We start from the raw sequence: 26,998 nt of genomic DNA on the forward strand, positions 1-26,998 counted from the left end.
AAACGCGAACGGCCCGGGAGGATGCGTTCCGCCCCGGGCCGCCTTCACTCAATTCCCTGAAGGGAGCCGAGAAAGTTTAGATCTTGCCGACGAGATCCAGGCTCGGGGCGAGCGTCTCTTCACCCTCTTCCCACTTGGCGGGGCAGACCTCGCCCGGATGCGCGGCGATGTACTGCGCGGCCTTGATCTTGCGCAGCAGTTCGGTCGCGTTGCGGCCGACGCCTTCCGAGGTCACTTCGATCAGCTGGATGACGCCGTCCGGATCGACCACGAACGTGCCGCGATCCGCCAGGCCCTGGCCTTCGCGCAGGATGTCGAAGTTCAGGCTGATGCTGTGGTTCTGGTCGCCCAGCATGTAGTAGTTGATCTTGCCGATCGCCGGCGACGTGTCGTGCCATGCCTTGTGGCTGAAATGCGTGTCGGTCGAGACGCTGAACACTTCGACGCCCATCTTCTGTAGCGTCGGATACACGTCGGCGAGGTCCTCGAGCTCGGTCGGGCACACGAACGTGAAATCCGCCGGGTAGAAGAAGAACACCGCCCACTTGCCCAGCACGTCGGTGTCGCTGACGGATACGAACTTGCCCTGCTTGTAAGCCTGGGTGGTGAACGGCTTAATCTTGCTGCCGATAAGGGCCATGTGTCGTCTCCGGTTGATTGGGTCGTCCCGGATATAGGCGCAAATGCTGCATTGCAAAATTGATCTGTTTTAACGAAGTGATCGCTTAAGTCGATCACAGGTCCATTTTACCGAGGCGGGAAGGTCGCGGCGCCCGTCTGCTGGCCATGGCGCATTTTGCCGAACGCTGCGGTGCAACACGAACCAAGGCGCGGTCTCGGTCGCCATGGCTGGGTCGCCTGCAGCCAAGTGCTTGTAGTTTCAGGGTTTGGCGAGGCCGGGTTTTGCAGGGTTGATGTCGGCGGCGACGTCGTCGCCCGGGCCGCGGTCGCCTGGCTGATAGCGGATGGTCCATTGCGGATGGCCGCCCGGCGCCATGACGATGTCCGGCAGGCCGACCGGGTCGCTGCCCGTCTCGATCCAGCCGGCGCCGTGGCATCGGTCGCAGGCCATGCGCTTGCAGCGAAAACTCACCAAGTCGATCTCGGTGTTCCACTGGCCGCGCCCCTGGCAGACCGGGCACAGGGCATCGAGGCTGCCGTTGCGCGGCTGGAGCGGGACGATGTCGAATGCGTGAGGGCTGTCCGGACCGTCGCAATAGACGATGTTGCTGGCGTGAGGCATGCCGCCTCCCTCCTCATGATCGCCGTGAAAAGCAAGGCGGCCGTTAGTGTTCGCTGGGGCATCGGCATTCGCGCGCGGAAACACACCGCTCCTCATCGTCATCGAATAATATCGGAGCTCGGCAAACATGATATAGGGTAGTGTTATTACCCTAGCTCGACGTCTGAAAGAGAAGGCGTGAGATAGCCTGTGGCGTATCAAATATTTAGCGCGTAACGTACGCCGACAAGTACGTTTAAAACGACTTTCATTCGGTCAGAACCCTTGCCGATGGACGAAATCGTCTCCGGTCTAGGCTCATGAATATGCGCGATATATTCGCTTCGTCCGATCTCGATCAATGCGCGCGCGAGCAGATCGCGTTCCTCGACCATGTCCAGAGTTTCGGCTTTCTAATCGCGCTCGCCAACGATTGGACGATCACCCGCGCATCGGCAAACCTGCAGGTGTTCCTCGGCACCGAGGCGGCGCAGGCGATCGGGATGAAGGTGGATCGCCTGGTCGCGCAGACCGCCCTGCATGACGTGCGGAACCGGCTGGCCGGGCTGTCGGGGAATAACGGCACCGAACGTCTATACGGTGTCCGGCTGACGACCGATCGGCGGCTGTTCGACCTGGCGATGCATTATTCCGGCGACGTACTGATCCTCGAAGGGGAGCCGTGCAGCAGCGATCAACCCGCCGAAGCCGCGACGCTGGTCCGATCGATGATGGCACGTCTGCAAGTGCATTCGGCGATGCCCGCCTTCCTCCGCGATGCCGCCCGGCAGGTTCGGGCGATCACCGGGTTCGACCGGGCGATGATCTATCGCTTCCACGACGACGGGGTCGGCGAAGTCGTGGCCGAGGCCGCGCGCTCCCCGGCCGATTCGCTGCTGGGGCTGCATTATCCGGCCTCGGACATCCCGGTGCAGGCGCGGGCGCTGTACCTGCGCAATCCGTTTCGGATCATCGCCGACGTGCACGCCGAGACCGTCGCGATCCTGCCCCGGACCAAGTCGCTGCGGCCGCTCGACCTGTCGCTGGCGGTCACGCGCGCGGTGTCACCGGTCCATATCGAGTATCTGCGCAACATGGCCGTCGGCGCGTCGCTGTCGATCTCGATCATCGTCGAGGGGCGGTTGTGGGGGCTGATCGCCTGCCACCATCAAACCGCACGGACCCCCAGTTTCGTGATGCGCAGCGCCGCCGAACTGTTCGGCGCGATGTTTTCGCTGAAGCTCGAAAGTCGGCTGCGCTCGGCCGCGGTCGTCGATGACGATGATGCGAGGAGCCTCGCGGATCGCATCATCCTGACGGTTGCGAGCAACCCTGCGCTGCTGTCCGATCCAGCATGGCTGATGGATAGCATCGGCGACATGATCGATTGCGATGGCGTGGCGGTCTATCTTCGCGGCGAGTTGAACGCCGGGGGGATCACGCCCGATCGTCCGCGGCTGCTGGAGATCGCGCACTATCTCGACACGATGCCGGCCAGCCGCGTGTTCGATACCGACGGCATCGCCGCGAGCCTGTCCGACGATGGCCGGGTTGGCGGCAGCAACGGTGGCGACGATGAGGCGGAGTTGGCGCCAGGACTGGCGGCCGGACTGTTGGCGATCCCGATCTCGCGGACGCCGCGCGACTATGTCATGCTGTTCCGGCGCGAGCGTATCGAAGCGGTCCAGTGGGGCGGTAATCCCGACAAGCCCACGGTCACCGACGACACCGGCCGGATCAGTCCGCGCAAAAGCTTCGAGGCGTTCAGGAAGACCGTTCGCAACCGATCGGTACCGTTCACCGAACGCGATCGCCGGGTGGGGGAGACGATCCGCGCCGCCCTGATCGAGGTCATTCTGCGGCTGTCGGAGGAGACCGTCGGCGATCGGGATCGTGCGACCAAGCAGCAGGACGTGCTGATCGGCGAGCTCAACCACCGGGTGCGCAATATCCTGGCGCTGATCCGCGGGCTGATCACCCAGACCAATGCGCCCGGCATCACGACGGCGGCCTATGTCGAGGCGCTGAGTGGCAGGGTCCAGGCACTCGCGCGCGCGCACGATCAGGTAACGCTGCAGAATTGGTCGCCGGCGCCGCTTGCGACGCTGTTCGAGGCAGAGGTGGCCGCGTTCATGCCGGACCGCCACGATCGCTTTCGGATCGAAGGCCCGACGGTCCTGCTGCGGCCCGAAGCCTATTCCTCGATGGCGCTGGTCGTGCACGAGCTGGTGACGAACAGCATGAAATATGGTGCGCTGTCCGATGGCGGATCCGTCGAGGTGATGCTCGACTACCAGGCTGGCAAAGGCCTGTACCTGACCTGGCGCGAGGTGGGTGGCCCGCGGGTCCAGCCGCCGACGCGGGTTGGCTTCGGAACGGTGATCGTCGAGCGTACCGTACCGTTCGACCTGCAGGGTACCGCGGCGGTGCGCTATCCTCCCGAGGGCTTCGAAGCGGATTTCTTCATTCCCGCGCGCCACCTTGCCAGCCGGTCGGACGAAGCGACGACAAGGCTGCGGGATCCGCATGCGCCAAGTTCGCGGACCAAGAGCGACAAGGGTGCGCTGCCGCTGAAGGGCATGCGCATCCTGCTGCTCGAGGACAACATGATCGTCGCGCTTACCGCCGAGAATCTGCTCGAGGATCTGGGCGCGACGTCGGTCTGGACCGCCGCGCATATCGCGGGCGCGGAGGACATCCTGGGTCGGGAAACCATCGATCTGGCGATGCTCGATATCAATCTCGGCGAAGAAACCAGCGTCGGACTTGCGATGCGCCTGCGTTCGGCATCGATCCCGTTCTTCTTCGCCAGCGGCTATGGCGACGATTCCGGCTTGAACGCCGAACTGGCGGGGAGCGTCATCGTTCGCAAGCCCTATGGGCTGCAGGATTTGCATGATGCCGTCGTGACGGTCCTGCGGGCCTGATCCAGCGTCGCCCGGCGCCGCTTCCGGACCGCGATGGGCGTCCGGATCGTGCTGCCGATCGGCGATAAAACGAACGCCGGCGCTATCACCGCTTGCCATGGTGCGATTATTTATCATACCACGATGACAATCGTTTGCAGGCCGTACCGGACCATGCAGCACAGGGAGCAGGGCATGCGCAAGATGGGGTTCTTCCTCACGTCGGGGATATTGGCGACGTTGGTCCCCACCACGGCGCAGGCCAAGGTAACGGCCCCGGCCGGCGCGAAGATATTTCGACTGGATGGCGCGGGCGTAACCTACGCGATGGGGGTCGACGAGAAGGGCTATCTCCAGCCGCTATATTGGGGCGCGCCGCTCGCCGCCGGCGATCCGCTGGTCTCGACGGATCCGGTGAAGACCGGGGACCCGGTGCTGGTGAAGGCACCCGGCGAGCTGTCCGGCTTCGATCCGGCGGGTTCTGTCACGCTGCAGGAATATCCGGGGCAGGGTGAGGGGCTCGTCAACGATCCCGGCATCAAGACGATCTTTGCCGACGGCAACCGCGATCTCGTGCTCAAATACCGCTCGCACTCGGTCCGGGGCGAGACGCTGATCGTCGAACTGGCGGACATCAAGCGCCCGCTGACCGTCACCCTGCGGTACACGATCGATCCCGAAACCGGCGTCCTCGCGCGCTCGGCGTCGGTACGCAATGGCGACAACCGCCCCGTGCGTGTCGACCAGATCGCATCCGCCGTGTTCACGCTGCCGGTCGGCGACGATTACCGCCTTCATTACCTGACCGGCCGGCATGCCGCCGAATGGCAGAAGAAGGACGTCGCGATCACGCCGGCGCTGACCGTGCTCGAAAGCCGCCGCGGATCGACCGGCCACGGCAACAACCCGTATTTCGCGATCGGCCGGGAAGGCGTGACCAGCGAGGAGCACGGCCCTGTCTGGTACGGTGCGCTCGCGTGGTCGGGATCGTTCCGGATCAGCGTCGGCCAGGACAATCTCGGCCGCATCCGCGTGATGGGCGGGTATAATCCCTATGATTTCTCGTGGAGCCTGAAGCCCGGCGAAACGCTCGATACGCCGATCTTCTATGCCGGGTATTCGAACGCCGGCATGGGCGGCGCCTCGCGTACGTTCCACAAGTTCGAGGTCGCGCACATCATGCCGGGCGGCGAAAAGGCCAGGCTGCGCCCGGTACTCTACAATAGCTGGGAGGCGACCGCCTTCGACGTGACCGAGGCCGGGCAGGAGGCGCTTGCCGAGAAGGCCGCGCGGATTGGCGTCGAGCGGTTCGTCGTCGACGATGGCTGGTTCGGCGCACGCAACAGCGACAAGGCCGGGCTCGGCGACTGGACGGTCAACCGGACGAAATTCCCCAACGGGATGAAACCGCTGATCGACAAGGTGCATGCGCTCGGCATGGATTTCGGGCTGTGGGTCGAGCCGGAGATGGTGAACGTCGACAGCGACCTGTACCGCGCGCATCCCGACTGGGTGCTGAACTATACCGGTCGGCCGCGGACCGAGGGGCGCAACCAGCTGGTCCTCAACCTCGCGCGCAAGGACGTCCGCGACCATCTGCTCGGCGTGCTCGACAAGCTGGTCAGCGAGAACGACATCGCGTTCCTCAAATGGGACTACAACCGCAACTGGACCGAGGGCGGCTGGCCCGAAATGCCGGTGCAGGACCAGCAGCGCGTCTATGTCGACTATGTCCGCAATCTCTATCACATCCTGTCGGAGCTGCGGCGGCGGCATCCCAAGCTCGAGATCGAGGGCTGCTCGGGCGGCGGCGGACGCGTCGATCTCGGTATCCTCGGGCTGACCGACGAAGTGTGGCCATCGGACAATACCGATCCCGCCGACCGGCTGATGATCCAGGACGGCTTCACCCAGGCCTATCCGACATCGGTGATGATGGCATGGGTGACGGATAGTCCGAACTGGGCGAACACCCGCACGACGTCGCTCGACTACCGCTTTCTGTCGTCGATGCAGGGCGGACTCGGCATCGGCGCCAATCTCGACAAGTGGCAGCAGGAGGATTTCACGACGGCCTCGAAATGGGTCGCGGCGTACAAGACGATCCGCCAGACGGTGCAGCGCGGCCAGCTGTATCGGATCGACCCGCCCTCGAACGACAATGCATCGTCCGCGACCATGTACGTCTCGCAGGACCGCCGGCAGGGGGTGATGTTCCAAATGCTGCATTCGTCGATGTGGCGCGACAATCCGACGCCGAACCATCCGAAGGGCCTCGATCCGAGCGCGACCTACCGCGTGTCGGTGCTGGGCGGCGGGGTACTGCCGGACGGTGTGCCGGCAAGGGCGAGTGGCGCCTATTGGATGGAGCGCGGCCTTCGCGCGCCGCTGAAAGGCGACTTCGTGGGGACGGCGTTCGTGTTCGACGTAGCGGGGTGACGCGGTCGGGCGGTCCGCAGTTGGTGAGCGCGGACCAGCCTTGACCGCATAGGGCGGGCTGTCGTCCGGGCAACGCGCTTTCGCGGGGGAAGGCCGCCCGAGCCACCCCCTGACCGACGATGCGGACCGGCTCAGAGGCCGTCGTCGTGGGACAGGCGCGCGATGCGCAGCCCGCGCGGACTTCGGGCATTGTGCAGCTGGCACAGGCGCTCGACCTGGACGAGCGACGACGCCAGCAGGGCGGCGAATGCGAGTGCGCCGCTGCGGTGCATCTGCAGGACGCTGGCATCGGGCAACTGCATCAGCGCCTCGCTACCGATCGTGTACAGCCCGTCGATCACGTGATCCTGCCCGTCATCCTCCTGAACCACGAGGTGGAGCGGGCGGATCAGCCGCTGCGTGGCATAGCCATCGACCAGATCGCGCGCCGCGCCGATGTCGGCGATCAGGCGCTGCAGTGCCGTCGCGACGTTGGCCAGGATCGGCGCCGGTTCGCCGTCATGAAACAGGGGTTCGCCCGCGCTGCCGATCGCGGGATCGGCCTCGTCGACGGCCAGCCCTGCGACACCGGCTGCATCCAGCCGAAACCCGGTCAACTGCAGCGCGCGCGGGCAATAGGTCGCGTGGAACCGCTGCGCCTCGACGAACAGGTTGACCGGATCGACCAGCCCGACGAGCGCGACCAGGTTGAACCGGCCCGTATTGGCATCCTTGGCGAGGCAGAGCGGCATGTCCGCGGCGGCCAGCGCGATTTCGGACACGCCGATCTGGACGATCCGCTGGGCCGGGCCGACCACGCGGGGATCGAAGTGGAGCGTTCCGTGATCGGCGCGGTCGAGGGGGCGGAGCTGCGTCATACCAGTTGCAGCCCATGCTCGCGTACCGCCCGCAACAGATCGCGGTGCCGGGGCAATTTGTTCACCAGGTCCGCGCGGATACGATCGTTGCGGTTGACGAGCGCGGCGACCGAGGCGCCTTCCGCGGTGTTGGCCTGCCCCCGGTAGCGGCTTCCGAACCGCATGCCGTGGAGGACATACTGGTAGCTGGGCCAGGAGAAGACTTCGCGGGCATGCGCGAAATCCTGCGGTGCCGGCGAGTGGTGCGTCCACAGATCGAGCCGTTCGCGTAATCCCTCGGGGATCGACGCCGCCGCGACATGGTCCCGCCAGAAGTCGGTGTCGCGGCGCTGCGTGATCACATAATGGAGTTTCAGGAATTCGATGATCCGTAGCCAGTGATGGCGGAAGGTGACGTTGAACTGCTGCGCGACCGAATCCATCGTCGCCCTGGTCTGCGGCAATCGATCGACCAGCGCATCGAGCGAGGTTTCGATCAGCATCAGCGCGGACGCCTCAAGTGGCTCGAGAAACCCGGCGGACAGGCCGATCGCGACGCAATTGTTCTGCCAGAACGTCTCGCGGTGACCTGGATCGAAGGCGATCCTGCGGACGGGCAGGGCGTCGCCGGCGGGGCCGACATAGCGGCGCAGCGCGGCTTCCGCGGCGTCGTCGCTGGTGTGCGCGCTGCTATAGACATGGCCGACGCCGCGCCGCGTCCACAGGCCGATGTCCCAGATCCAGCCGGCATCCTGCGCGGTGGAAATGGTATGGCAGGCGATCGGATCGTCTTCGCTTGCATAAGGCACCTGCATCGCCAGCGCGCGATCGGCGAACAAGACGTCGCGACAGCTTCGGAACGGTATCTTGTAAACGCCCCCGATCAACAGCGCTGCAAAGCCCGAACAGTCGACGAACAGATCGCCCTGCAACACGCGCCCATCGGCCAGATCGAGCGTCCGGATATCGCCGTTGTCGGCCTGGTTCGTGCGAACGACATCGCCCACGATGTGCGCGACGCCCAGGTTGGCGATGGCATGATCGCGCAGCAGAGTCGCGAACTTGCCCGCGTCGAGGTGATACGCATAATTGGCCTGGCCGCCATATTCGGGCGCGGTGATCGCCTTGGGTGCAAGCCCTGCGTCGCACAGCGCCGCCTGGTAATCGACCCAGTCCGCAAAGCTCGCACCATCGGCGTCGGACTGGCCGAGCCAATACGGTGCGAGGTCTATGTCGCCCATGCCGACCGGGGGGTTGAGCGGATGATAATAGGCGTCGTCGGCGCTTCCGTCGGTCCACCCGACGAAGCGGGCGCCCTGCTTCAAGGCGGCGTCGCACGACCGGATGAATGTGGTTTCGCTGATGCCGATCTTGCGCAGCGTGTTGCGCATCGTCGGCCAGGTGCCTTCGCCGACGCCGACGCTCGGCACCGTCGCCGACTCGACCAGCGTGACCGAAACGCCACTGCCGGTCTGGCGCGATCGGGCCGCAAGCCGGCATGCGGAGAGCCAGCCGGCGGAGCCACCCCCGACCACCACTACGGACTGGACCGCGCCCTGCGTGCCCTCAGCGTTCGACATCACGTCTCCTGTTTCTGCAGCGTCGTGCAACGCTATTTTTCTCGATTGTATTTGTAAGATAATACTGTAGCAAACGATTTAAATTCGCCCAATCGAGGCGGGTCGAGAACTGGATAGAACGGGAGAGCGATGATGATCAAACAGGGTCGACTGAAATCGAGGCACCTTTACACCGCATGCGGACTCGCCAGCGCGCTTGGCGCATTGATCGCGGCCGTTCCGGCGATCGCGCAGACCGTGCCCGCTCCCAGCGGCCAGACCGCCGACGGCCAGCTGCCGCGTGACGAGACGGCGGTGCTGCCGAACCAGGGCGACGGCACCGAGGCGGACATCGTCGTGACGGGCATCCGGCGCAGCATCGAATCCTCCGCCGCCCAGAAGCGCGACGCGACCGGCATCCTCGATGCGATCTCGTCCGAGGACCTCGGCAAGTTCCCCGACGCCAACGTCGCCGAATCGCTCCAGCGTATCCCGGGCGTCGCGATCGACCGCAGCAATGGCGAAGGCCAGTCGGTCACGGTCCGCGGGCTCGGCCCGAACTTCAACACGGTGCTGTTCAACGGCCGCAGCTTTGCCTCGGACAATTACAACCGCGCATTCTCGTTCGATCTCCTCCCCGCCGAACTCATCAGCGGCGCGCAGGTCTACAAGAGCGCGCAGGCGCCGCTGCAAAGCGGCGGCATCGGCGCGACGATCAACCTGCAGACCCCCAAGCCCCTGGCGCTGAAGGGCTTCAAGGGCGTCTTCACCGGCAAGGCGAATTACGAGAAGAACAGCGACAAGTTCACGCCGCAGCTGTTCGGCCTGCTCAGCGACACGTTCGCCGACGGCAAGCTGGGCCTGCTCGGCTCGCTGTCGTACCAGCGCCGCAAGGCTGCGGTGACGTCGATCACCACCGACGGCTATATCCCGAACACGACCGTCGGGCCTGCCAACGCGCCGCTGTTCACCAACGTCTATGCCCCGCGCAACCAGGACGTCGGCACCACGACCGACGACCGGACCCGGCTCGGCGCGACGCTGGTGGCGCAATACGCGCCCAGCGACGAGCTGACCTTCACCGTCGACGGCCTGTTCAACCGCTTCAAGAGCGACACGACGCGCCGTGCGCTGGGCAGCTGGTTCGAGCCGTCGAACTACACCGCGGCGACGATCGACGACAATCGGTCCGTGACGTCGCTGACGACCAACGGCAATGCCGACTTCATCGCAGGCGGTTCGGTCCGCGAGACCACGACGTACGAGGCGGGCTTCAACACCGAGTGGCGGCCGAGCGACACGGTGCACATGGTGTTCGACGCCACCTGGTCGCGCGCGAAGAACGCCGGCGGCGGCAAGACCTATTTCACGGTCATCGGTACGCCGACACGCTATTCCTTCTCCGCGGCGGGGGAAAACGACATCCCCTCGACGTTCGGCTACGACGCGGGTGCGCTGACCGATCCGTCGCGCGGACGGACGCATGTCGCCGGGATCAACGGCAACGACGTGACCGAGAAGGTGACGGAATATCGCTGGAACACCGACTGGAAGCCCGGCTGGGGCGTGATCGATACGCTGCGCTTCGGCCTGACGCGCACCTCGCGCGACAAGAGCAACGTGCCGATCACCTCCGATCCGAACGTCGGCTGCCTGTACTGCGGCTATTCGACCGCGGTCGACCCGACGCTGTTGAGCCCGTACACGCTGAAGTCGCTCGGCGCCGGCAGCGGCTCGGTGCCGACCCAGTTCCTGAGCTTCGACGCCAATCGGTACTTCGCGTTCCTGACCAGCGCATCGGCGGCGGCGGCGCTGGACCGCGCCCGCAATCAGCCGATCGGCACCACCGCGGCACAGTTCGCGGCGACCAACGGCTATGCGGTGTCGCGCCAGCCCTCCAATCGCGTCAAGGAGGTGGTGTATGCGAGCTACGCCGACATGGACATCGATGGCGACGTTGCCGGCATGCCGTGGTTCGTCAACGTCGGCGCGCGGTACGAATATACCGAGCTGCAGTCGGGCGGCCAGCAGCTCCTGTTGACCGATCTGCTGCCGGTGCCGGGCGATCCGACCACCTATACCGGCGTCTTCGCCAACAACCGCGCTGCGCTGTCGGTCAACCAGCGCTCGTCCTACAATAATTTCCTGCCTGCGCTGAACGCGAAGCTGAGCTTCACGCCGAAGTTCCAGCTCCGTCTGGCGGCGTACAAGACGCTGACCCGCCCAGCGATCGGCGATCTCGCGCCGAGCCTCAACTACGACACGCTGCGCCCCGCCACGCTGACCGCGAGCGGCGGCAATCCGGACCTCAAGCCATATCGTGCGACGAATTACGACGCGTCGCTGGAATGGTATCCGACCCGCACCACCACGCTGTCGGCAGCCGTGTTCCACAAGACGATCGACGACTTCATCGTGCAGAGCTTCGGCGAGGAACTGGTGCCGATCGCCAATGCCGGCAACCTGCCCGTCGGCGGCCTGATCGTCGGCCCGAACACCGCCAAGTTCAGCGTTCGCCGGCCACGCAACGCGCAGTCGCTCAAGGTCAAGGGGCTGGAACTCAACCTCGTCCATACGCTCGACTGGTTGCCCGGCATCTTGAGCGGCTTCGGCGTGCAGGCGAACGCCACTTTCGTGAAGACCAATCGTGAGTTCGACGTCACGCAGGTCGGCCAGTCGTTCGCCGCGGAGGGGATCGGCAACTCGCAGAACGGCACGGTGTTCTACGAGAAATACGGCATCTCGGCACGTCTCGCCTATAACCGCCGGGAGCGCTTCCTGCAGACCTTGGCTGGCGGTCCCGGCAACGAGCCGATCTTCGTCCGTACCTACGGCCAGTTCGATGGCAGCGTCGCGGTCAACGTCACGCCGTTCGCGCAGGTTTTCCTCGAAGGGACCAACCTGTTCAATGCGAAGTACGTGACCACCGGGCGGTTCGACAATCAGGTGCTGACGTACCAGAATTTCGGGCCACGCTACGACGCAGGGGTGCGCTTCTCTTTCTGATACCAGAACGCGGGCGGGATCCGGTGACGATCCCGCCCGCGCCGTATAGGCTCGGTGTGCGAGCGGCTGACAAGGACCAGATCTCGGCATGAAAAAATTCGGTTTCCTAGGTGCGGTCGCGATCATCGCGATCGGTGACTTTGCCGCCATCGGTGCCGCCAGCGCACAGGTTCCCGCCGGCGTTCCTGCCGAACTTCCCGCCGAACTTCCCGGGGCCCAGCCGCCACGGGTCCAGCCGGTCCAGGTCGATCCGGCGCGTCCCGACTGGGAAAACCCCGCGGTATTTGCGCGCGGCAAGATGCCGGCACGCGCCACGGGCTTTCCGTTCGAGACACGCGCCGCCGCGATCGCCGGGGATCGCGCCAAGTCTGCGCGGTTCATGTCGCTGAACGGCGCGTGGCAGTTCCAGTTCTCGCCGAGTTCGGACGCGGTGCCGACCGGGTTCGAGCGGCCCGACTATGACGCTTCTGCGTGGAAGACGATCAAGGTTCCCGCCGACTGGCAGACCGAGGGCTATGACCAGGCGCGCTACAACAACATCACCTACCCGTTTCCGGCCAATCGCCCGCTGATCCCGCACGCGACCAACCCGGTCGGCTCCTATCGTCGCGACATCGAGATCGCGCCGAGCTGGCAGGGGCAGGACGTCATCCTCCATGTCGGCGCCGCGGGGTCGGCCTATCAGGTCTGGGTGAATGGCCAGAATGTCGGCTATTCGGAAGATTCGAAGCTGCCGAGCGAGTTCGACGTCACCCGCTATCTGAAGCCGGGCAAGAACACGATCGCGATCCAGATCCATCGCTGGTCCGACGGCAGCTATCTGGAGGACCAGGATTTCTGGCGCGTGTCGGGGATCGAGCGCGAGGTGTTCCTGATGGCCGCGCCGCGCACCCGCGTACGCGATGTCTTCGTCCATGCCGGACTGTCCGACGATTACCGCGACGGCGTGCTCGGCGTCGATGTCGCGGTGACGCCGGGTGCCGCGACCAGCGCACGCTATGTGCTGACCGATGGCGACCGGCAGGTGCTGGAGGGCCGCATTGCCGTGCCCGCGGGCAAGGAAGAGCGCACCGTCACGCTGAACGGCCGGGTGCCGGCGGTGAAGCCGTGGACCGCCGAGACGCCCAATCTCTACCGGCTGCTGGTCGAACTCTACGACGCCAAGGGGCAGGTCATCCAGTCGACCGCGCAGTCGATCGGCTTCCGCACCGTCGCGATCCGGAACGGGCTGGTCAGCGTCAACGGCAAGCCGATCACGATCCGCGGCGTCAACCGCCACGAGCATGATCCGGAAACCTTCCACGTCGTCAGCCACGAGTCGATGGAACGCGACATCAAGCTGATGAAGGGCGCCAACATCAACGCGCTCCGCACCTCGCATTATCCGAACGATCCCTACATCTACGAACTCGCGGATCGCTATGGCCTCTACGTGATGGACGAGGCGAACATCGAGAGCCACGCGTACATGGAGCAGGGCAACCGGCACCCTGAGGCCCGCGCGAAATTCCAGGTCGGTTTCGATCCTGCGTGGAAGGACGCGCATGTCAGCCGTGTCGCCAACATGGTCGAGCGCGACAAGAACCACCCGTCGATCATCTTCTGGTCGCTCGGCAACGAAGCCGGCATCGGCCCGAACTTCGAAGCCGCCGCGGCTGCTGCGAAGGCGCGTGATCCGAACCGCCTGATCAGCTATCTCGGCTGGGGCACGTGGGACGGCGTCAGCGACCACCGGCCCAACTGGTTCGCGGACGTCTATGCGCCGATGTACGACCCGGTCGTGAAAATGGAGGACTACGCCACCAACTGGACCTTCAAACAGCCCATGATCCAGTGCGAATATGGGCACATGATGGGCAATTCCGGCGGCAATCTGAAGGAATATTGGGACACGATCTACGCGCATCCGAACAAGCTGCAGGGCGGGTTCGTGTGGGACTGGGTCGACCAGTCGATGTATCGCTACACCAAGGACGGCAAGCGGTACTGGGGCGACGGCGGCGAATACGGCCCCAACCCGGGCGGCGACATCGAGTTCGGCGATGGCCTGCTGCAGGCCGACCGCACACCCAATCCCGCCTTCTACGAATTGCGCAAGGTGTATGCGCCGGTGCAGTTCGACGGCTTCGATCCGGCCAGCGGCAAGGTGACGGTGCGCAACCGGCATGATTTCCGCGACTTGTCGGGCTTCGACATGGACTGGACCGTGGAGGAGAACGGCGTCGCGGTCGCGTCGGGCAAGCTGCCCGGCCTGACCACCGCCGCGCGTTCCGCAGAGACGATCACGCTGCCGCTTTCGACGGTTACGCGCCGTCCCGGTGCCGAATATTTCGTCACGGTGACGGTGCGCGCCAAGGACGGTTCGGTGCCGCTGGTGGCCGGCGGCACGGTGATCGGGTTCGAGCAGTTCGCGATGGCGCCCGTTCCGGCACCCGTGGCGACCGCCCCGACGAACGCGGTCGCGGTGCGCCAGGCGGGTGGCAGCATGACGCTCGCCGCGGGTGGTGCTTCGCTCGAGATCGATCGCAAGACCGGCCTGGTGGTCGGCTACACCAAGGACGGCCGCACTCTTGCCAGTGGTGGCCAACCGCATTTCTGGCGGGCCCTGACCGACAACGACATCGGTATCGGCACCGACAAGCAACTGGCGATGTGGAAGACGATGAGCGACGCGCGCACGGTCCGCTCGGTCACCGCCGATCGCGGTACCGGCGGGATCGTCGTCGCGTACGACCTCGGCCAAGGCACGGCGGCCTTCGAGACGCGCTATACGATGGCGGCGGACGGATCCGTCGGGGTCGCGGGTCGCTTCACGCCGATCAAGCAGGACCTGCCGGGGCCGTTCCGCGTCGGACTGGCGTTTGCGATGCCGACCGAGATGAAGACGGTCGAATGGTATGGTCGCGGCCCGCACGAGAGCTATGTCGACCGCAAGACCTCGGCCCCGATCGGCCTGTGGCGCGGCGCGATCGCGGCGCAGAACCATGATTACATCCGCCCGCAGGAGACTGGCAACAAGGTCGACGTGCGCTGGATGGAGATATCGGGTGCGGCCGGCGGCGTTCGCGTCGAGGGCGACCGGCCGTTGATGATGAACGCGCTGGCCTTCCCCTATGCGGATCTCGACCGGAAGACGCCAGGCACCTGGAAGTCGACCGACGTGGTGCCGCATGGGCAGGTCACGCTGCTGGTCGATGCCGCGCAATGGGGCGTCGGCGGCGACACGCAGTGGAGCGAGTTCGGCAAGCCGCTCGTCGCCTACCGCATCCCGCACGCGCCGATCGCCGTGACGTTCCGCCTGACCCCGTTCGCCGGGCAGGGAACGACCCCCGACAAGGCTCGACCGGCGACCGCGGTGACGGGGGAATGAGGCACAGGGTCACGAGGTCGCCGGAGAGGGTGATCTCGTGACTTTACCTAGGGACACGGTGTTTTACTGCTGCTGAACTATCGGCAGTACCCGGGCGCGTCGAGCGGAGGGTGCTGCAGTCATGACGTCACCGCACTCGATCAATGCATCGACGCGCGCAAGAAGATGTAGCGTTTCGGCCTCATGGCAGTCGTGTGACGTCAATAGATCTCGCCGCCGGCAACTTTGCTTTCGGCAGGAGATCGTCCTGCCGTATTGATGCCGCCCGCGCCGGATCGACCAGACGGTGCCTTGAATCGTGCACGACTATTCCGCTTGAATGGAAGTGGGTTAGGGCGCTTAGAAGGCGGGAGCCCCGGGGGAGGGGGCAATGCCGGATGCTGGACCATGCGAACGACGTTGCGGCAGTCGGCCGTATCGATGCCGTGCCGACGATCCTGGAAACCGTGGCGCGCGTTACCGGCATGCGGTTTGCCGCGATTGCACGGGTGACCGACCAACGGTGGATCGCTTGCAGCGTCCGCGACGAGATCAATCTCGGCTTGGTACCGGGCGGCGAGCTCGACCTAAGATCGACGATCTGCCATGAAATCCGGACGTGCGGCGATCCGGTGTTTATCGAAGACGTCGTTACCGACCCGGTCTACGCCGCCCATCATACACCGTCGATGTACGGATTTCGCAGCTATGTGTCGGTGCCGATCCGGTTTCCCGACGGCCAGTTCTTCGGCACCTTGTGCGCGCTGGACCCGGAACCACGGCGGATCGGGCAGACCGAGATCGAGCTGTTCGGCCTGTTCGCCGAGATCATCGGCGCGCAGCTCGATCAGGCCGACCGGTTGAGCGCGTCCGAAGCGAGTGTGGTCCGGCACGTCAGCGACAGCGAATTGCGCGAGCAGTTCATCGCCGTGATCGGCCACGACCTGCGCAATCCGCTCGCCAGCGTCCAGGCAGGCGTCACGCTGTTGCGCAAGGGGCAGCCTGCGGAGCGCACCACGGCGATCATGGACGGCATGCAGACCAGCCTCGACCGGATGGCCGAGATGATCGCGAACATCCTCGATTTTGCGCGCGGCCGGCTTGGCGACGGGCTGACCCTGCAAACCAGGATGGTCGAGCTGGAACCGTTGATCGAGCAGGTGGTTGACGAGCTTCGCAGGGCGTATCCGAACCGCGAGATCGTCCACCACTGCACCACCGATGCGCGCATGGCGTGCGATCCGATGCGGATTGCGCAATTGCTGTCGAACCTGCTCGGCAACGCGCTGACGCACGGCGCGATCGATCGACCGGTCGAGGTGACGTGCGCGGTGGAGGCCGAGCGGTTCACGCTGTCGGTCAGCAACGGCGGCGCGCCGATCACGCCCGCGACGATGGAGCGGCTGTTCCACCCGTTTTCCCGCGGGCAGGTGGAAACGGACAGGGAAGGGCTCGGCCTGGGTCTCTATATCGCGTCGCAGATCGCCCAGGCCCATGGCGGAAAGCTGTCGGCCACCTCCGACGCCAGGCGTACGTGCTTCACGTTCGAGATACCGACGATCGTCTGATCGGACGGGCTATCCGACGGCGCGATCCGGTGGTCACGATCGGGTCGTCGCGCGCGGGTGGTCGCGATCCCGCTCGGGTGGTCGCGATCCCGCTCGGGTGGTCGCGATCCCGCTCGGGTGGTCGTTTTGGGCGGCTCGAAACCGGATGCCGTTCGTTTGCGCTCTCTGTCGGGAGTAACGCGTTGGACCACGTACTGATCATCGAGGACGAACCGCTGATCGCGCTGTCCATCCAGATGACGCTGGAGGACGAGGGGGTGACGAGCTTCGATATCGCCGCAACCGAAGCCGACGCGGTCATGCTCGCCAGCCGGCACCGTCCGACGTTCATCACCTCGGACGTGGCACTGCTCGAAGGCACCGGGCCGAGCGCCGTCACCGCGATCCTCGCACGGTTCGGGAGTATCCCCGTGTTGTTCCTTACCGGAAACCCCGAAGATTGCGTTCCGGTGACGCCGCCGGCGGTGGTGCTGACCAAGCCGTTCGATGCCCGGCAGGTCGCATTGACCTACCGGGCACTGACGTGACGAGGGTGCCTTCAAGGGTGGGCGAGCGGCGCCTCAGGCGGCCTTTGCGGCCGTACGTGCGGCGAGCTTCTCTTCCTCGGTCCAGACCTTCCGCTCGCGCGGTGCCTTGGCGGGCTTGATCTGCTTGACCGGGCCACCGCCGAGTACGGGTGCGCGCTTGGTCGAGTGGCGGGCGACTTCGCAGTGCCATTCGTGATCGTCCTGAACGGTCAGCGTGCGACCGATCTCGCGTTCCACGTCATGCAGCCAGGCACGCTGCTCGGCGTCGCACAAGGTGATCGCGAACCCGCTGCGCCCTGCACGACCGGTGCGGCCGATGCGGTGGACATAGCTTTCCGGCAGGCTCGGCAGATCGTGGTTGAAGACGTGCGTCACGGTGTCGACGTCGATCCCGCGCGCCGCGATATCGGTTGCGACCAGGACCTGCACGGTGCCCGCGCGGAACGCGTCGAGCGCGCGCTCGCGCTGGCCCTGCGACTTGTTGCCGTGGAGCGCTTCGGCGGTGATGCCCGCCTCGCCGATGAACGCGCAGACGTCGTTCGCGATGTTCTTCTGCAGCGTGAAGACGACCGCCTGGCCCATGTTCGGCGTCTGCAACAGTGCCAGCAGCGCCGCCTTCTTGTCGGCGGCGTCTAGGAACATCACCGACTGGTCGATCCGGTCGACGGTGGTCGAGGGCGGGGCGATCTCGACCTTGGCCGGATCGCGCAACAGGCTCTCGGCCAGCGCGGCGATCGACTTCGGCATCGTCGCCGAGAACAGCAGCGTATGGCGATCCTTCGGCAGCGTCGCGACGATCCGCTCGATCGGCTTGGCGAACCCCATGTCGAGCATCTGGTCGGCCTCGTCGAGCACCAGCGCCTCGAGTTGCGACAGGTCGCAGAGGCCCTGCTCGACCAGATCCAGCAGGCGGCCCGGCGCGGCGACTATGATGTCGACGCCGGCCTCGAGCGCCTTGACCTGGTGGAACTGGCTGACGCCGCCGAAGATCGTCATCACGCTCGGCTTGATGTGGCGGCCGAAGCTCTCGAAGCCGGCGGCGATCTGCGACACCAGTTCACGCGTGGGCGCGAGGACGAGCACGCGCGCGCCGCCTTTCGGCGCCGGGCGGGGGTTCGTGGCGAGGCGGTGGAGCAGCGGCAACGCGAACGCGGCGGTCTTGCCGGTGCCGGTCTGCGCCATGCCGAGCATGTCGCGACCTTCGAGCAGCATCGGGATCGACTGTGCCTGGATCGGCGTCGGGTGGGTATAGCCTTCGTCTGCTAGCGCCTGCAGCAAGGATGGCGCGAGCGAGAGATCGGCGAAAGTCATGGTCATCGTAACGCGGCGCCTCCAGCGCTGAGCAAGGCTGCGCCGGAACGGGCTTAGCGTCGTGAGCGCGCGCTGTTAGGTTTTATGCTGCACTGCGTCAACGCGGAAAGCCGTGGCGGGTCGATCGGCCTTACGAAAACGGCCGATCAAACGGGGCGATGGATCCGCCCGCGCCCCTTATTGGTAGCGCCCGGTCTTCTCGAAGCCGTCGTTCGTCTTCACCATCTTGATCAGCTTGCGGATGTACGCGCGCACGTGACGGTCGAAGCGCGTATCGTCGTACACCCCGCGGCAGACGTATTCGTCACGATCGAGCAGCGCACGAAGGTCTTCGGTTAACGCCTTCGGATCGTCGGTCGAGGGCTTGGCCTGGAACATCGTGCAGACCATCTCCTCGGCCGTTGCGACATCGCAGGCATCCTGCTGCCCCCATCCGGCGCGTTCGGCCACGACCTGATCGGAGCGAGCGGCGGCGACGCGACTGGCGAGCCATGTACGAACGATCGCGCCGTCCCATGCCTTCGGAACCGGTTTCGTCATTGCATGACTGTCCGTCGATCGGCATGGCGCGGACCTTGCCGGGCCGGTCGAGCCGATGTCGTTGCCACGGAAATCATCGCTGTTTCTTCGTCGTCGTGGCGGTGAAGTCGGGATCCTTGTTCGCGACCCAATCGACGAATTTGCGCACGGCGGGATTGGCCAGCAGGCCCTCCACATCCAGCGCATGACGCTGGAGCTCGGAATTGGTGAAATTCGCGGTCAGCGTCTGCTGGCAGATCGGATGCATCGGCACGACGTCGCGACCGCCCCGGCTCTTCGGCACGGGGTGATGCCAGACGACGATCTTGCCGGTCGGTCGGCCGCAGAGCCAGCATGGCGGCACGACCACGGGAGCCTCGTCGTCGACGTGCAGGTCTTCGCCAAGACCGTGTTTCGAATGCTTGCGCGCCATTATGTGTCGAATTCCCCGTTTGCAGTGCCGCCTCTAACGGCGCGATAGCAGATTACCAGCCGATGCGACGTGCCAGCGCGATCGTGGGCAAACGATATCCGGCGCTTGCGGCAACACTCGCCGCATCCTACCCCCGGGCCGTCGCATCCGAAGGAACCTGCCTTGTCCGCGAAACTGTTGCTCGCTGCCGTATTGTCGTCCGTTCTTCCCACTGCTGCCACAACCGCGCAGGCGTTGCCGCCGCCCGTCGCGCAACGCGGCGAGAGCGCTGACGATACGCGGCTCAAGCGGCTGTTCTACGACAGCGACGAGGCGAGCCTGAAGCGCAATCCGATCGAGGCGATCTTCCGCGGCGACCTGCGCTATGCGGACCGGCTCGGCGATTATCTGACCGATGCGTATCTCGCCGCCGAACGTGCGGCGATCGAGCATGACCTCGCGGCGCTGAAGACGATCGACCGGACCAGGCTGACCGCGACCGACCAGATCGCGTACGACGTGTTCAAGACGCGCAACGAGACCGATCTCGCCGGCTACACGCCTGCGATCCTCAAGGTACAGCGCGACCTGCCGATCGACCATTTTCAGGGGTTCCAGACTTTCTATCCGGACTTCGCGTCGGGCAAGGGCGCCGCGCCGTTCAAGACGCTCGCCGACTATGAGAACAATCTCAAGCGCAGCGCGCAATATGCGGTGCTGCTCGACCGTGCGATCGGCCTGTTCCGCCAGGGCATGAAGGACAGGATCGTCCAGCCCAAGCTGGTCGTCACCAACATGATCCAGGAATTCGACAATTTGATCGCGGAAGGGGTCGAGGGTTCGACCTTCTATGGCCCGGTGAAGACCTTCCCGGCGACGATCCCGGCGGCTGATCAGGCGCGCCTGAAGGCGGCCTATGCAAAGCAGATCCGCGACGTCATCACGCCCGCGCACCAGCGGATGCGCGATTTTCTCGCCAAGACGTATCTGCCGGTCGCGCGCGACACGGTCGGACTATCGGCGCTGCCCGGCGGCGATGCCTATTACACCTATCTGATTCAGCAGCGCACGACGCTGCCGATGACCGCGGAGCAGGTTCACCAGCTCGGCCTGTCCGAAGTCGCGCGGATCCTGAAGGGGATGGAAGCGCAGAAGCAGGCTGTCGGTTTCAAGGGCGATCTGCCCGCGTTCTTCACGTTCCTGCGCACCGACAAGCAGTTCCAGCCGAGCTCGGTTGCGCAGCTTCGCGACGGCTATCAGGCGATCGAGAAGCGCATCTATCAGCGGATTCCCGAGCAGTTCTCGCTGACGCCGAAGACCGCGCTCGAAATCCGCCCGGTCCCTGCATTCAAGGAAAAGGGCTCGGCTGGCGGTTCGTACGAAGGCGGTACGCCGGACGGATCGCGGCCGGGCGTGTTCTATTACAACAGCTACGACCTGCCCTCGCGCTACATGTGGGAGATGGAGACGCTGTTCCTGCATGAAGGCGTGCCGGGGCATCATTTCCAGATCAGCCTCGCGCAGGAGAACACCGCGCTGCCCGCGTTCATGCGGTTCGGTGGCAACACCGCCTATGTCGAGGGCTGGGCGCTCTATGCCGAGAGCCTCTGGAAGGAGCTCGGCATGGAGACCGACCCGTACCAGCGCATGGGTGGGCTGAACGACGAGATGCTGCGCGCGATGCGGCTGGTGGTCGACAGCGGCATCCATGCCAAGGGTTGGACGCGCGATCAGGCGATCGACTACATGCTCGCCAATTCGCCGATGGCGCGGACCGATGCGACCGCCGAGGTCGAGCGCTACATCGCGATTCCGGGGCAGGCGCTGGCCTACAAGATCGGCCAGCTGACGATCGCGCGGACCAAGGCGAAGGCGCAGGCGGCACTCGGCGCGAAGTTCGACCCGCGCGATTTTCATGCGCAGGTGCTCGACACCGGATCGCTGCCGATGCCGGTGCTCGAACGCAAGATCGACGCCTGGATCGCGGCGGGCGGCGGGGCTGCGCGCTAACGTCCCCAAGGAAACGGTGCGCAGGCAATTGCGCAGAATTGAACAGCACCCGAATGTGCGATCGACAGGAGATTTACATGCGCCTCGCCCTTACTCTCATGCTGCTGTCGACGGTCCCGATCGGTCAGGCAGGCGCCCGATTGCCGGTGCAGGATCAGCGTCCGGCCGCCACGCCGGGCCAGGATACGGCGGCGCAGGACCGCGCGCTGCTCGCATTCCTCGATACGGCCTATGACCAGCAGCTCGATCTCAGCCCTGAATCGCTGACGCAGCTCGGGTTGAAGACGCATTACGACCGGCTCGACGATTATACCGAGGGTGCCGCCGTCCGCGCGCAGGCGCTGTCGGAACGCCAGTTGAAGGCGATGCGCGCGCAATTCCGCCCTGCGCTGTTGGGGGAGAGCGCGCGGGTCAGTTTCCGGCTGTTCGAATATGAGGTCGAACGCGGCCGCCAGTCGCTCCAGTTCCGCATGCTGCGCTTTCCGGTATCGACCAACGGCAGCCCGGCCGGCGACATCCCGGTGCTGCTGATCAACAATCACAAGGTCGACACGGTCGCCGACGCGCAGGCCTATATCGCCCGCCTGCGCGAGACCGAGCGCGTGATGCGCGAAGTGACCGCGACGATGCGCCAGCAGGCGGCGGCGGGCATCATCCCCAACAAGGTGAACTTCGCGCCCGCCCGGGCGGATGCACGCGCGGTCGTCACCGGGGCGCCGTTCGATACGGGCGCGGATTCGACCGTCATGGCGGATTTCCGCAAGAAGGTTGCCTCGCTGGACGCGCCAGCCGCGACCAAGGCGGCGCTGTTGCGCGATGCCGGCGCGGCCCTGACGGGGCCGTTCAAGCGCGGCTACGACATGCTGTTCGCGGCGCTGGACGAGATCGAGCCCAAGTCGAAGGGCAATTTCGGCGCGTGGAGCCTGCCCAACGGTGCGGCCTATTACGCCGACCGGTTGCGGAATTCGACCACCACCGATCTGACCGCGGACCAAATCCACGCGCTCGGCCTGAAGCAGGTCGCGGCGATCCGGCAGGAGATGGAGGCGGTTAAGCGCGAGGTCGGCTTCACCGGCACGCTGGAGCAGTTCTTCGATAAGATCCGTACCGATCCCCAGTTCAAATATCCGAACACCGCAGCGGGTCGCGAACAGTATCTGGAGGATGCGCGCGGCGTGATCGCATCGGTCATGGTGGCGGCACCGCGCTATTTCCGGACCTTGCCCAAGGCGCCGCTGGAGGTGCGCGCGGTCGAGAAATGGCGTGAAGGCACCGCGTCGACCGCATTCTACAACCCGCCATCGGCGGACGGATCGCGACCGGGAATCTATTACGTCAATCTGGTCGACATGACCCAGACGCAGAAGGTGCAGGTCGCCGGCATCGCCGCGCACGAGGGCGCGCCGGGGCATCATTTCCAGATCGCACGCCAGCAGGAGCTGACGGGGATTCCAAAGTTCCGCAAGTTCGGCGGGTATGGCGCCTATGTCGAGGGCTGGGGGCTGTATTCGGAGCGGCTGGCGAACGAGATGGGGGTGTACAAGGACCCCTATGCGCGGTTCGGCATGCTGTCGCTGCAGGTCTGGCGCGCGATCCGGCTGGTGCTCGACACGGGCATCCATTCCAAGCGGTGGACGCGCGAACAGGCGATCGCGTATTTCAAGGCGAACAGCTCGATCTCCGACACCGATATCGCGCGTGAAGTGGACCGGTATTTCAACTGGCCGGGGCAGGCGACCAGCTACATGGTCGGCCAGCTCAAGATCGCCGAACTGCGCGCGCGTGCGGAACGCGAGCTGGGACCGCGCTTCGACATTCGCGACTTCCACGAGGCGGTGCTGGATCAGGGCGCGCTGCCGCTGGACGTGCTGGACGAACAGATCGGGCGCTATATCGCCGCGCATCGGCAGTAAGCGGTACGGTAGCGCAGACGTCTTCGGTCACCGCGGTATCGCCGGCGTGATGCCGCGGGGCCGCGAGCGCCTCGCCGATCAGCAACAGCGAGGGATCGTCGTCGCTGATCGTCTCGACCAGGAAGGCGAGCGCGGACAGACGGCCGCGGAGGATACGTTCGGTCGGGAGCGAGACGTTGACCGCGACCATCACCGGCGTATCGGGTGCGCGACCCGCGGCGATGAGTTCGCGCGAGACTTCGGCGGCGGCGGCGCGGCCCATATAGACCGCCAGCGTCGTATCGGTGGCGGCGAGCGAGCGCCAGTCGAGGTCGAGCGTCTCGCCGGCGCGCGCGTGCGCAGTGACGAAGGTGAGTTTTCGCGCAAGGCCACGCAGCGTGAGCGACGCGCCGCCCGAGGCCGCGGCGGCGCTGGCGGCGGTGATGCCGGGGCACACGCGCGCTGCAACCCCGAGCGAGGCGAGATGCGCGATCTCCTCCGTCGAGCGGCCGAAGATCGATGGGTCGCCGCCCTTCAACCGGACGACGCGCTGGCCCGACAGGGCGGCCGCCGCGATCAGGGCGTTGATCGTGCGCTGATCCTTCGAATGGCGGCCGGAGCGTTTGCCGACGCCGACGCGCTCGACATGCGCCGGGATCAGGTCGAGCACGCCGGGCCCGACCAGCGCGTCGTAGAAGACGATATCGGCGGCGGCGATCAGGCGTTCGGCCTTGCGGGTCAGCAGGTCCGGGTCGCCGGGCCCTGCGCCGACCAGCCAGACCATTCCCGGTGCGAAGTCATGCGGCATGGGTCGAGCCTTCCGGTACGAGGAGCTTGGCGAGCGCGGGGCGGCACGAACCGCAATTGGTGCCGGCACCGAGCGCGGCACCGATCGCGGCGACGTCGGTGAGGCGCTGTTCGGCGATGGTGGCGAGGATCGTCTTCATGCCGATATCGAAGCACGCGCAGACGATCGGCCCGCGATCGACCTGCACGCCGGGTGCGCGGCCGGCGAGCAGCGTCGGCGCGGCGACCGCTTCGGCGAGTTGCGCGACGAGCCAGTCGCGCGGCGGGAGCGTGCCGTCGCGCGTGACGAACAGCGCAGCGGCCAGCCGTCCGTCGTCGAGGATCGCGATGCGGCGGCTACCCCGGGCGGCATCGATCGCCTCGATCCGCTCGCCGTTCGGGAGCAGCGCGTCGAGCGCCGCCGGATCGCCGTTGCCCGCCAGATCCCAGGCGGTGCCGCAGGGGACGGCGACGCGCGTTGCCCACAGGCAATCGGGACGCGCAAGCGCTTCGCCGCGCAGGATGACGAAACCGCGCCATGCCGTCGCCACCGCCGCGATGCGCGCAGGGGTGGCCTTGAACCCGGGCTGGCCGGAAACCGGGTCGGCGAGGGGGCGGGGCAGAAGGCCGGAGCGGCCGCCGGTCGAATTGCGGTCGGTCCAGTGGATCGGCACGAACAGGTCGCCCGCGCGCTGCGTCGTGACGATCGTCGCGCGGTAGAGGCTTTCGCCTTGGGGAGTGGCGACGCGGGCGAGGCCGCCGTCGACGATGCCGAGCCGGGTGGCGTCATCGGGGTGGATCTCGACCAGCGGCTCCTCGCGGTGGCGGGCGAGTTTCGGCGACAGACCGGTGCGCGTCATCGTGTGCCACTGGTCGCGGTAGCGCCCGGTATTGAGCGTCATCGGCCAGCGTTCGAGCGGGGCGGAGACCGGCTTTTGCGCGACCGGGATCAGTCGCGCGCGGCCGTCGGGTGTCGAGTAACGGCCGTCCGCAAACGGCGTGCCGCCCCAGCGGAACGGGGTCATCTCGGCATAGTCGGCGTTGCCGCGCGAGGCCTGGCCGGGCAGCGCGAACAGGCGGGCGCCGTCGTTCTGATAGGTCGAGAGGCGGCAATGTTCGCGCCAGATCTCAGCGGGGCGATCGTAGGAGAACGCGCTTTTCCAGCCCATCCGCCGGCCGACCTGCGCGACGATCCACCAGTCGGGTCTGGCCTCGCCCGGCAACGGCAGGAACGCGCGCTGGCGGCTGACGACGCGTTCGGAATTGGTGACGGTGCCGTCCTTCTCGCCCCAGGCGGCGGCGGGCAGGCGAACGTGCGCGTGGACGCCCGTATCGGTCTCGGCAATCACATCGGAGACGACGACGAACGGGCACGCCGCCAGCGCCTCGCGGACCTTGCCGGCGTCGGGCATCGAGACCGCGGGGTTGGTCGCCATGATCCACAGCGCCTTGATCCGCCCGTCGCCGACCGCGCGGAACAGGTCGACGGCCTTCAGGCCGGGTGCGGTGGCCATCGTCGGCGCGGCCCAGAAGCGGCCCACGCGCGCGACGTTGTCGGGGGCGAAGTCCATGTGGGCGGCGAGGCTCGAGGCGAGCCCGCCGACCTCGCGGCCACCCATCGCGTTGGGCTGGCCGGTGATCGAGAACGGCGCGGCACCAGGCTTGCCGATGCGGCCGGTGGCGAGGTGGAGGTTGGTGATCGCGTTGACCTGATCGGTGCCGGCGAGCGACTGGTTCACGCCCTGGCTGAACAGCGTGACGGTGCGCGGCGTCGCGGCGAAGAGTTCGTAGAAACGCTTGAGGTCGGCGGGCGGCACGTCGCAGGTGCGCGCGGTCGACCAGAGATCGTTGCCGTCCGCGATCTGGTTCCAGAAGGCGTCGGGCGTCGCGACGTGCCGCGCGAGATACGCGTCGTCGACCACGCCCGCGTCGCGGCACCAGGCGAGCAGGCCGTTCATCAACGCGACGTCGGTGCCGGGGCGGAGTGCGATGTGGACGTCGGCTTCGTCGGCGGTTTCCGTGCGGCGCGGATCGATCACGACGAGCTTTGCGCCGGCGTCACAGCGTGCGCGGATCCGCTGGTAGACGATCGGATGGCACCAGGCGGTGTTCGATCCGACCAGCACGATCAGGTCGGCATGGTCGAGATCGTCATAGCTGGCGGGGACGATGTCCTCGCCGAACGCACGGACGTGCCCGGCGACCGCGCTGGCCATGCAAAGCCGCGAATTGGTGTCGATGTTGGCCGAGCCGATAAAGCCCTTCATCAGCTTGTTGGCGACGTAATAATCTTCCGTGAGGAGTTGCCCGGAGACGTAGAAGGCGACGCTGTCGGGGCCGTGCTGCGCGATGGTGTCGCGGAAGCGCCTGGCGACGAGGTCGAGCGCCTTGTCCCACGATGCGCGGCGCTGGCCGATCATCGGGTGGAGCAGGCGGCCGTCGAGACCGATCGTCTCGCCGAGGTGCGTGCCTTTGGAGCAGAGCTTGCCGCTGTTGGCGGGGTGGTCGAAATCGCCCTGGATGCGCGCGGTGCGGTCGCCGGTGGGGGTGGCGACGATGCCGCAGCCGACTCCGCAATAGGCGCAGGTGGTGCGGATATCCTCCCCGGCACGGGGAGGGGGACCATCCGAAGGATGGTGGAGGGGGGCTTCCACAG

General features: G+C 66.0%; 16 protein-coding genes and 1 pseudogene. 8 read left to right on the top strand and 9 right to left on the bottom strand.

The features are described from left to right. Positions 1-76: 76 nt before the first annotated feature. Positions 77-640: an alkyl hydroperoxide reductase subunit C gene (ahpC, locus tag VH567_RS09370; RefSeq protein WP_423325387.1), complete on the bottom strand. Its 564-nt coding sequence runs from the start codon at positions 638-640 to the stop codon at positions 77-79. A gap of 240 nt (positions 641-880) precedes the next feature. Further along, positions 881-1,243: a hypothetical protein gene (locus VH567_RS09375; RefSeq protein ID WP_423325389.1), complete on the bottom strand. Its 363-nt coding sequence runs from the start codon at positions 1,241-1,243 to the stop codon at positions 881-883. A gap of 305 nt (positions 1,244-1,548) precedes the next feature. Between VH567_RS09375 and VH567_RS09380 the strand changes: the two genes are divergently transcribed. Continuing rightward, complete coding sequence (locus VH567_RS09380; RefSeq protein WP_423325391.1) at positions 1,549-4,149, top strand: HWE histidine kinase domain-containing protein; 2,601 nt, start codon at positions 1,549-1,551, stop codon at positions 4,147-4,149. 174 nt (positions 4,150-4,323) lie between these two features. Then, a complete protein-coding gene (locus tag VH567_RS09385; protein ID WP_423325393.1) occupies positions 4,324-6,567 on the top strand; it encodes an alpha-galactosidase in 2,244 nt (747 codons plus the stop codon). A 131-nt stretch (positions 6,568-6,698) separates the two neighbouring features. On the opposite strand, the gene VH567_RS09390 is transcribed toward VH567_RS09385, so the two are convergent. Next, the gene (locus VH567_RS09390; protein ID WP_423325395.1) at positions 6,699-7,424 is read right to left on the bottom strand and encodes a SapC family protein; all 726 of its coding nucleotides are present in this window, start codon (positions 7,422-7,424) and stop codon (positions 6,699-6,701) included. Continuing rightward, positions 7,421-8,983, bottom strand: coding sequence for a tryptophan halogenase family protein (locus tag VH567_RS09395; protein WP_423325398.1), 1,563 nt, complete (start codon positions 8,981-8,983; stop codon positions 7,421-7,423). Before VH567_RS09395 ends, VH567_RS09390 begins: the two co-directional genes overlap by 4 nt. A gap of 129 nt (positions 8,984-9,112) precedes the next feature. Here VH567_RS09395 and VH567_RS09400 point away from each other — a divergent pair, with 129 nt between their 5' ends. From VH567_RS09400 to VH567_RS09415, 4 genes are all read left to right on the top strand, one after another. After that, positions 9,113-11,968, top strand: coding sequence for a TonB-dependent receptor (locus VH567_RS09400; RefSeq protein WP_423325400.1), 2,856 nt, complete (start codon positions 9,113-9,115; stop codon positions 11,966-11,968). Positions 11,969-12,056: 88 nt separating this feature from the next. After that, a complete protein-coding gene (locus VH567_RS09405; RefSeq protein ID WP_423325402.1) occupies positions 12,057-15,338 on the top strand; it encodes a glycoside hydrolase family 2 TIM barrel-domain containing protein in 3,282 nt (1,093 codons plus the stop codon). Between the two features lie 377 nt (positions 15,339-15,715). Beyond that, positions 15,716-16,885, top strand: coding sequence for a GAF domain-containing sensor histidine kinase (locus VH567_RS09410; protein ID WP_423325404.1), 1,170 nt, complete (start codon positions 15,716-15,718; stop codon positions 16,883-16,885). A 182-nt stretch (positions 16,886-17,067) separates the two neighbouring features. After that, the gene (locus VH567_RS09415; protein WP_423325406.1) at positions 17,068-17,412 is read left to right on the top strand and encodes a response regulator; all 345 of its coding nucleotides are present in this window, start codon (positions 17,068-17,070) and stop codon (positions 17,410-17,412) included. A 33-nt stretch (positions 17,413-17,445) separates the two neighbouring features. Here the strand turns inward: VH567_RS09415 and VH567_RS09420 are convergent, their stop codons facing one another. From VH567_RS09420 to VH567_RS09430, 3 genes are all read right to left on the bottom strand, one after another. Next, complete coding sequence (locus tag VH567_RS09420) at positions 17,446-18,729, bottom strand: DEAD/DEAH box helicase (RefSeq protein ID WP_423325408.1); 1,284 nt, start codon at positions 18,727-18,729, stop codon at positions 17,446-17,448. 171 nt (positions 18,730-18,900) lie between these two features. Further along, a complete protein-coding gene (locus VH567_RS09425) occupies positions 18,901-19,263 on the bottom strand; it encodes a hypothetical protein (protein ID WP_423325410.1) in 363 nt (120 codons plus the stop codon). Positions 19,264-19,336: 73 nt separating this feature from the next. Beyond that, positions 19,337-19,675, bottom strand: coding sequence for a hypothetical protein (locus VH567_RS09430; protein ID WP_423325412.1), 339 nt, complete (start codon positions 19,673-19,675; stop codon positions 19,337-19,339). A 162-nt stretch (positions 19,676-19,837) separates the two neighbouring features. Between VH567_RS09430 and VH567_RS09435 the strand changes: the two genes are divergently transcribed. Both VH567_RS09435 and VH567_RS09440 read left to right on the top strand, forming a co-directional pair. Next, a complete protein-coding gene (locus VH567_RS09435) occupies positions 19,838-21,664 on the top strand; it encodes a DUF885 domain-containing protein (protein ID WP_423325414.1) in 1,827 nt (608 codons plus the stop codon). A gap of 77 nt (positions 21,665-21,741) precedes the next feature. Further along, positions 21,742-23,577 (top strand): DUF885 domain-containing protein, encoded by a 1,836-nt coding sequence (locus VH567_RS09440; RefSeq protein WP_423325416.1) that lies wholly within the window; start codon positions 21,742-21,744, stop codon positions 23,575-23,577. A gap of 58 nt (positions 23,578-23,635) precedes the next feature. On the opposite strand, the pseudogene cobA reads toward VH567_RS09440, so the two are convergent. Both cobA and VH567_RS09450 read right to left on the bottom strand, forming a co-directional pair. Then, positions 23,636-24,364, bottom strand: a pseudogene (gene cobA, locus VH567_RS09445) (uroporphyrinogen-III C-methyltransferase); the annotation flags it as partial. Next, positions 24,354-26,996 (bottom strand): molybdopterin-dependent oxidoreductase, encoded by a 2,643-nt coding sequence (locus VH567_RS09450; protein ID WP_423325418.1) that lies wholly within the window; start codon positions 26,994-26,996, stop codon positions 24,354-24,356. The gene VH567_RS09450 and the pseudogene cobA, both read right to left, overlap by 11 nt. Positions 26,997-26,998 lie beyond the last annotated feature (2 nt).

The sequence above is a fragment of the Sphingomonas sp. 4RDLI-65 genome (assembly GCF_049472435.1).
Lineage (GTDB): Bacteria > Pseudomonadota > Alphaproteobacteria > Sphingomonadales > Sphingomonadaceae > Sphingomonas.

Excerpts from the sequence above, each read along its gene's own strand:
- VH567_RS09405 (WP_423325402.1), top strand. The coding sequence starts at position 12,057 with ATGAAAAAATTCGGTTTCCTAGGTGCGGTCGCGATCATCGCGATCGGT.
- VH567_RS09400 (WP_423325400.1), top strand. The coding sequence starts at position 9,113 with ATGATGATCAAACAGGGTCGACTGAAATCGAGGCACCTTTACACCGCA.
- ahpC (WP_423325387.1), bottom strand. The coding sequence starts at position 640 with ATGGCCCTTATCGGCAGCAAGATTAAGCCGTTCACCACCCAGGCTTAC.
- VH567_RS09420 (WP_423325408.1), bottom strand. The coding sequence starts at position 18,729 with ATGACCATGACTTTCGCCGATCTCTCGCTCGCGCCATCCTTGCTGCAG.
- VH567_RS09395 (WP_423325398.1), bottom strand. The coding sequence starts at position 8,983 with ATGTCGAACGCTGAGGGCACGCAGGGCGCGGTCCAGTCCGTAGTGGTG.
- VH567_RS09385 (WP_423325393.1), top strand. The coding sequence starts at position 4,324 with ATGCGCAAGATGGGGTTCTTCCTCACGTCGGGGATATTGGCGACGTTG.
- VH567_RS09380 (WP_423325391.1), top strand. The coding sequence starts at position 1,549 with ATGCGCGATATATTCGCTTCGTCCGATCTCGATCAATGCGCGCGCGAG.
- VH567_RS09430 (WP_423325412.1), bottom strand. The coding sequence starts at position 19,675 with ATGGCGCGCAAGCATTCGAAACACGGTCTTGGCGAAGACCTGCACGTC.
- VH567_RS09375 (WP_423325389.1), bottom strand. The coding sequence starts at position 1,243 with ATGCCTCACGCCAGCAACATCGTCTATTGCGACGGTCCGGACAGCCCT.
- VH567_RS09425 (WP_423325410.1), bottom strand. The coding sequence starts at position 19,263 with ATGACGAAACCGGTTCCGAAGGCATGGGACGGCGCGATCGTTCGTACA.
- VH567_RS09410 (WP_423325404.1), top strand. The coding sequence starts at position 15,716 with ATGCTGGACCATGCGAACGACGTTGCGGCAGTCGGCCGTATCGATGCC.
- VH567_RS09440 (WP_423325416.1), top strand. The coding sequence starts at position 21,742 with ATGCGCCTCGCCCTTACTCTCATGCTGCTGTCGACGGTCCCGATCGGT.
- VH567_RS09390 (WP_423325395.1), bottom strand. The coding sequence starts at position 7,424 with ATGACGCAGCTCCGCCCCCTCGACCGCGCCGATCACGGAACGCTCCAC.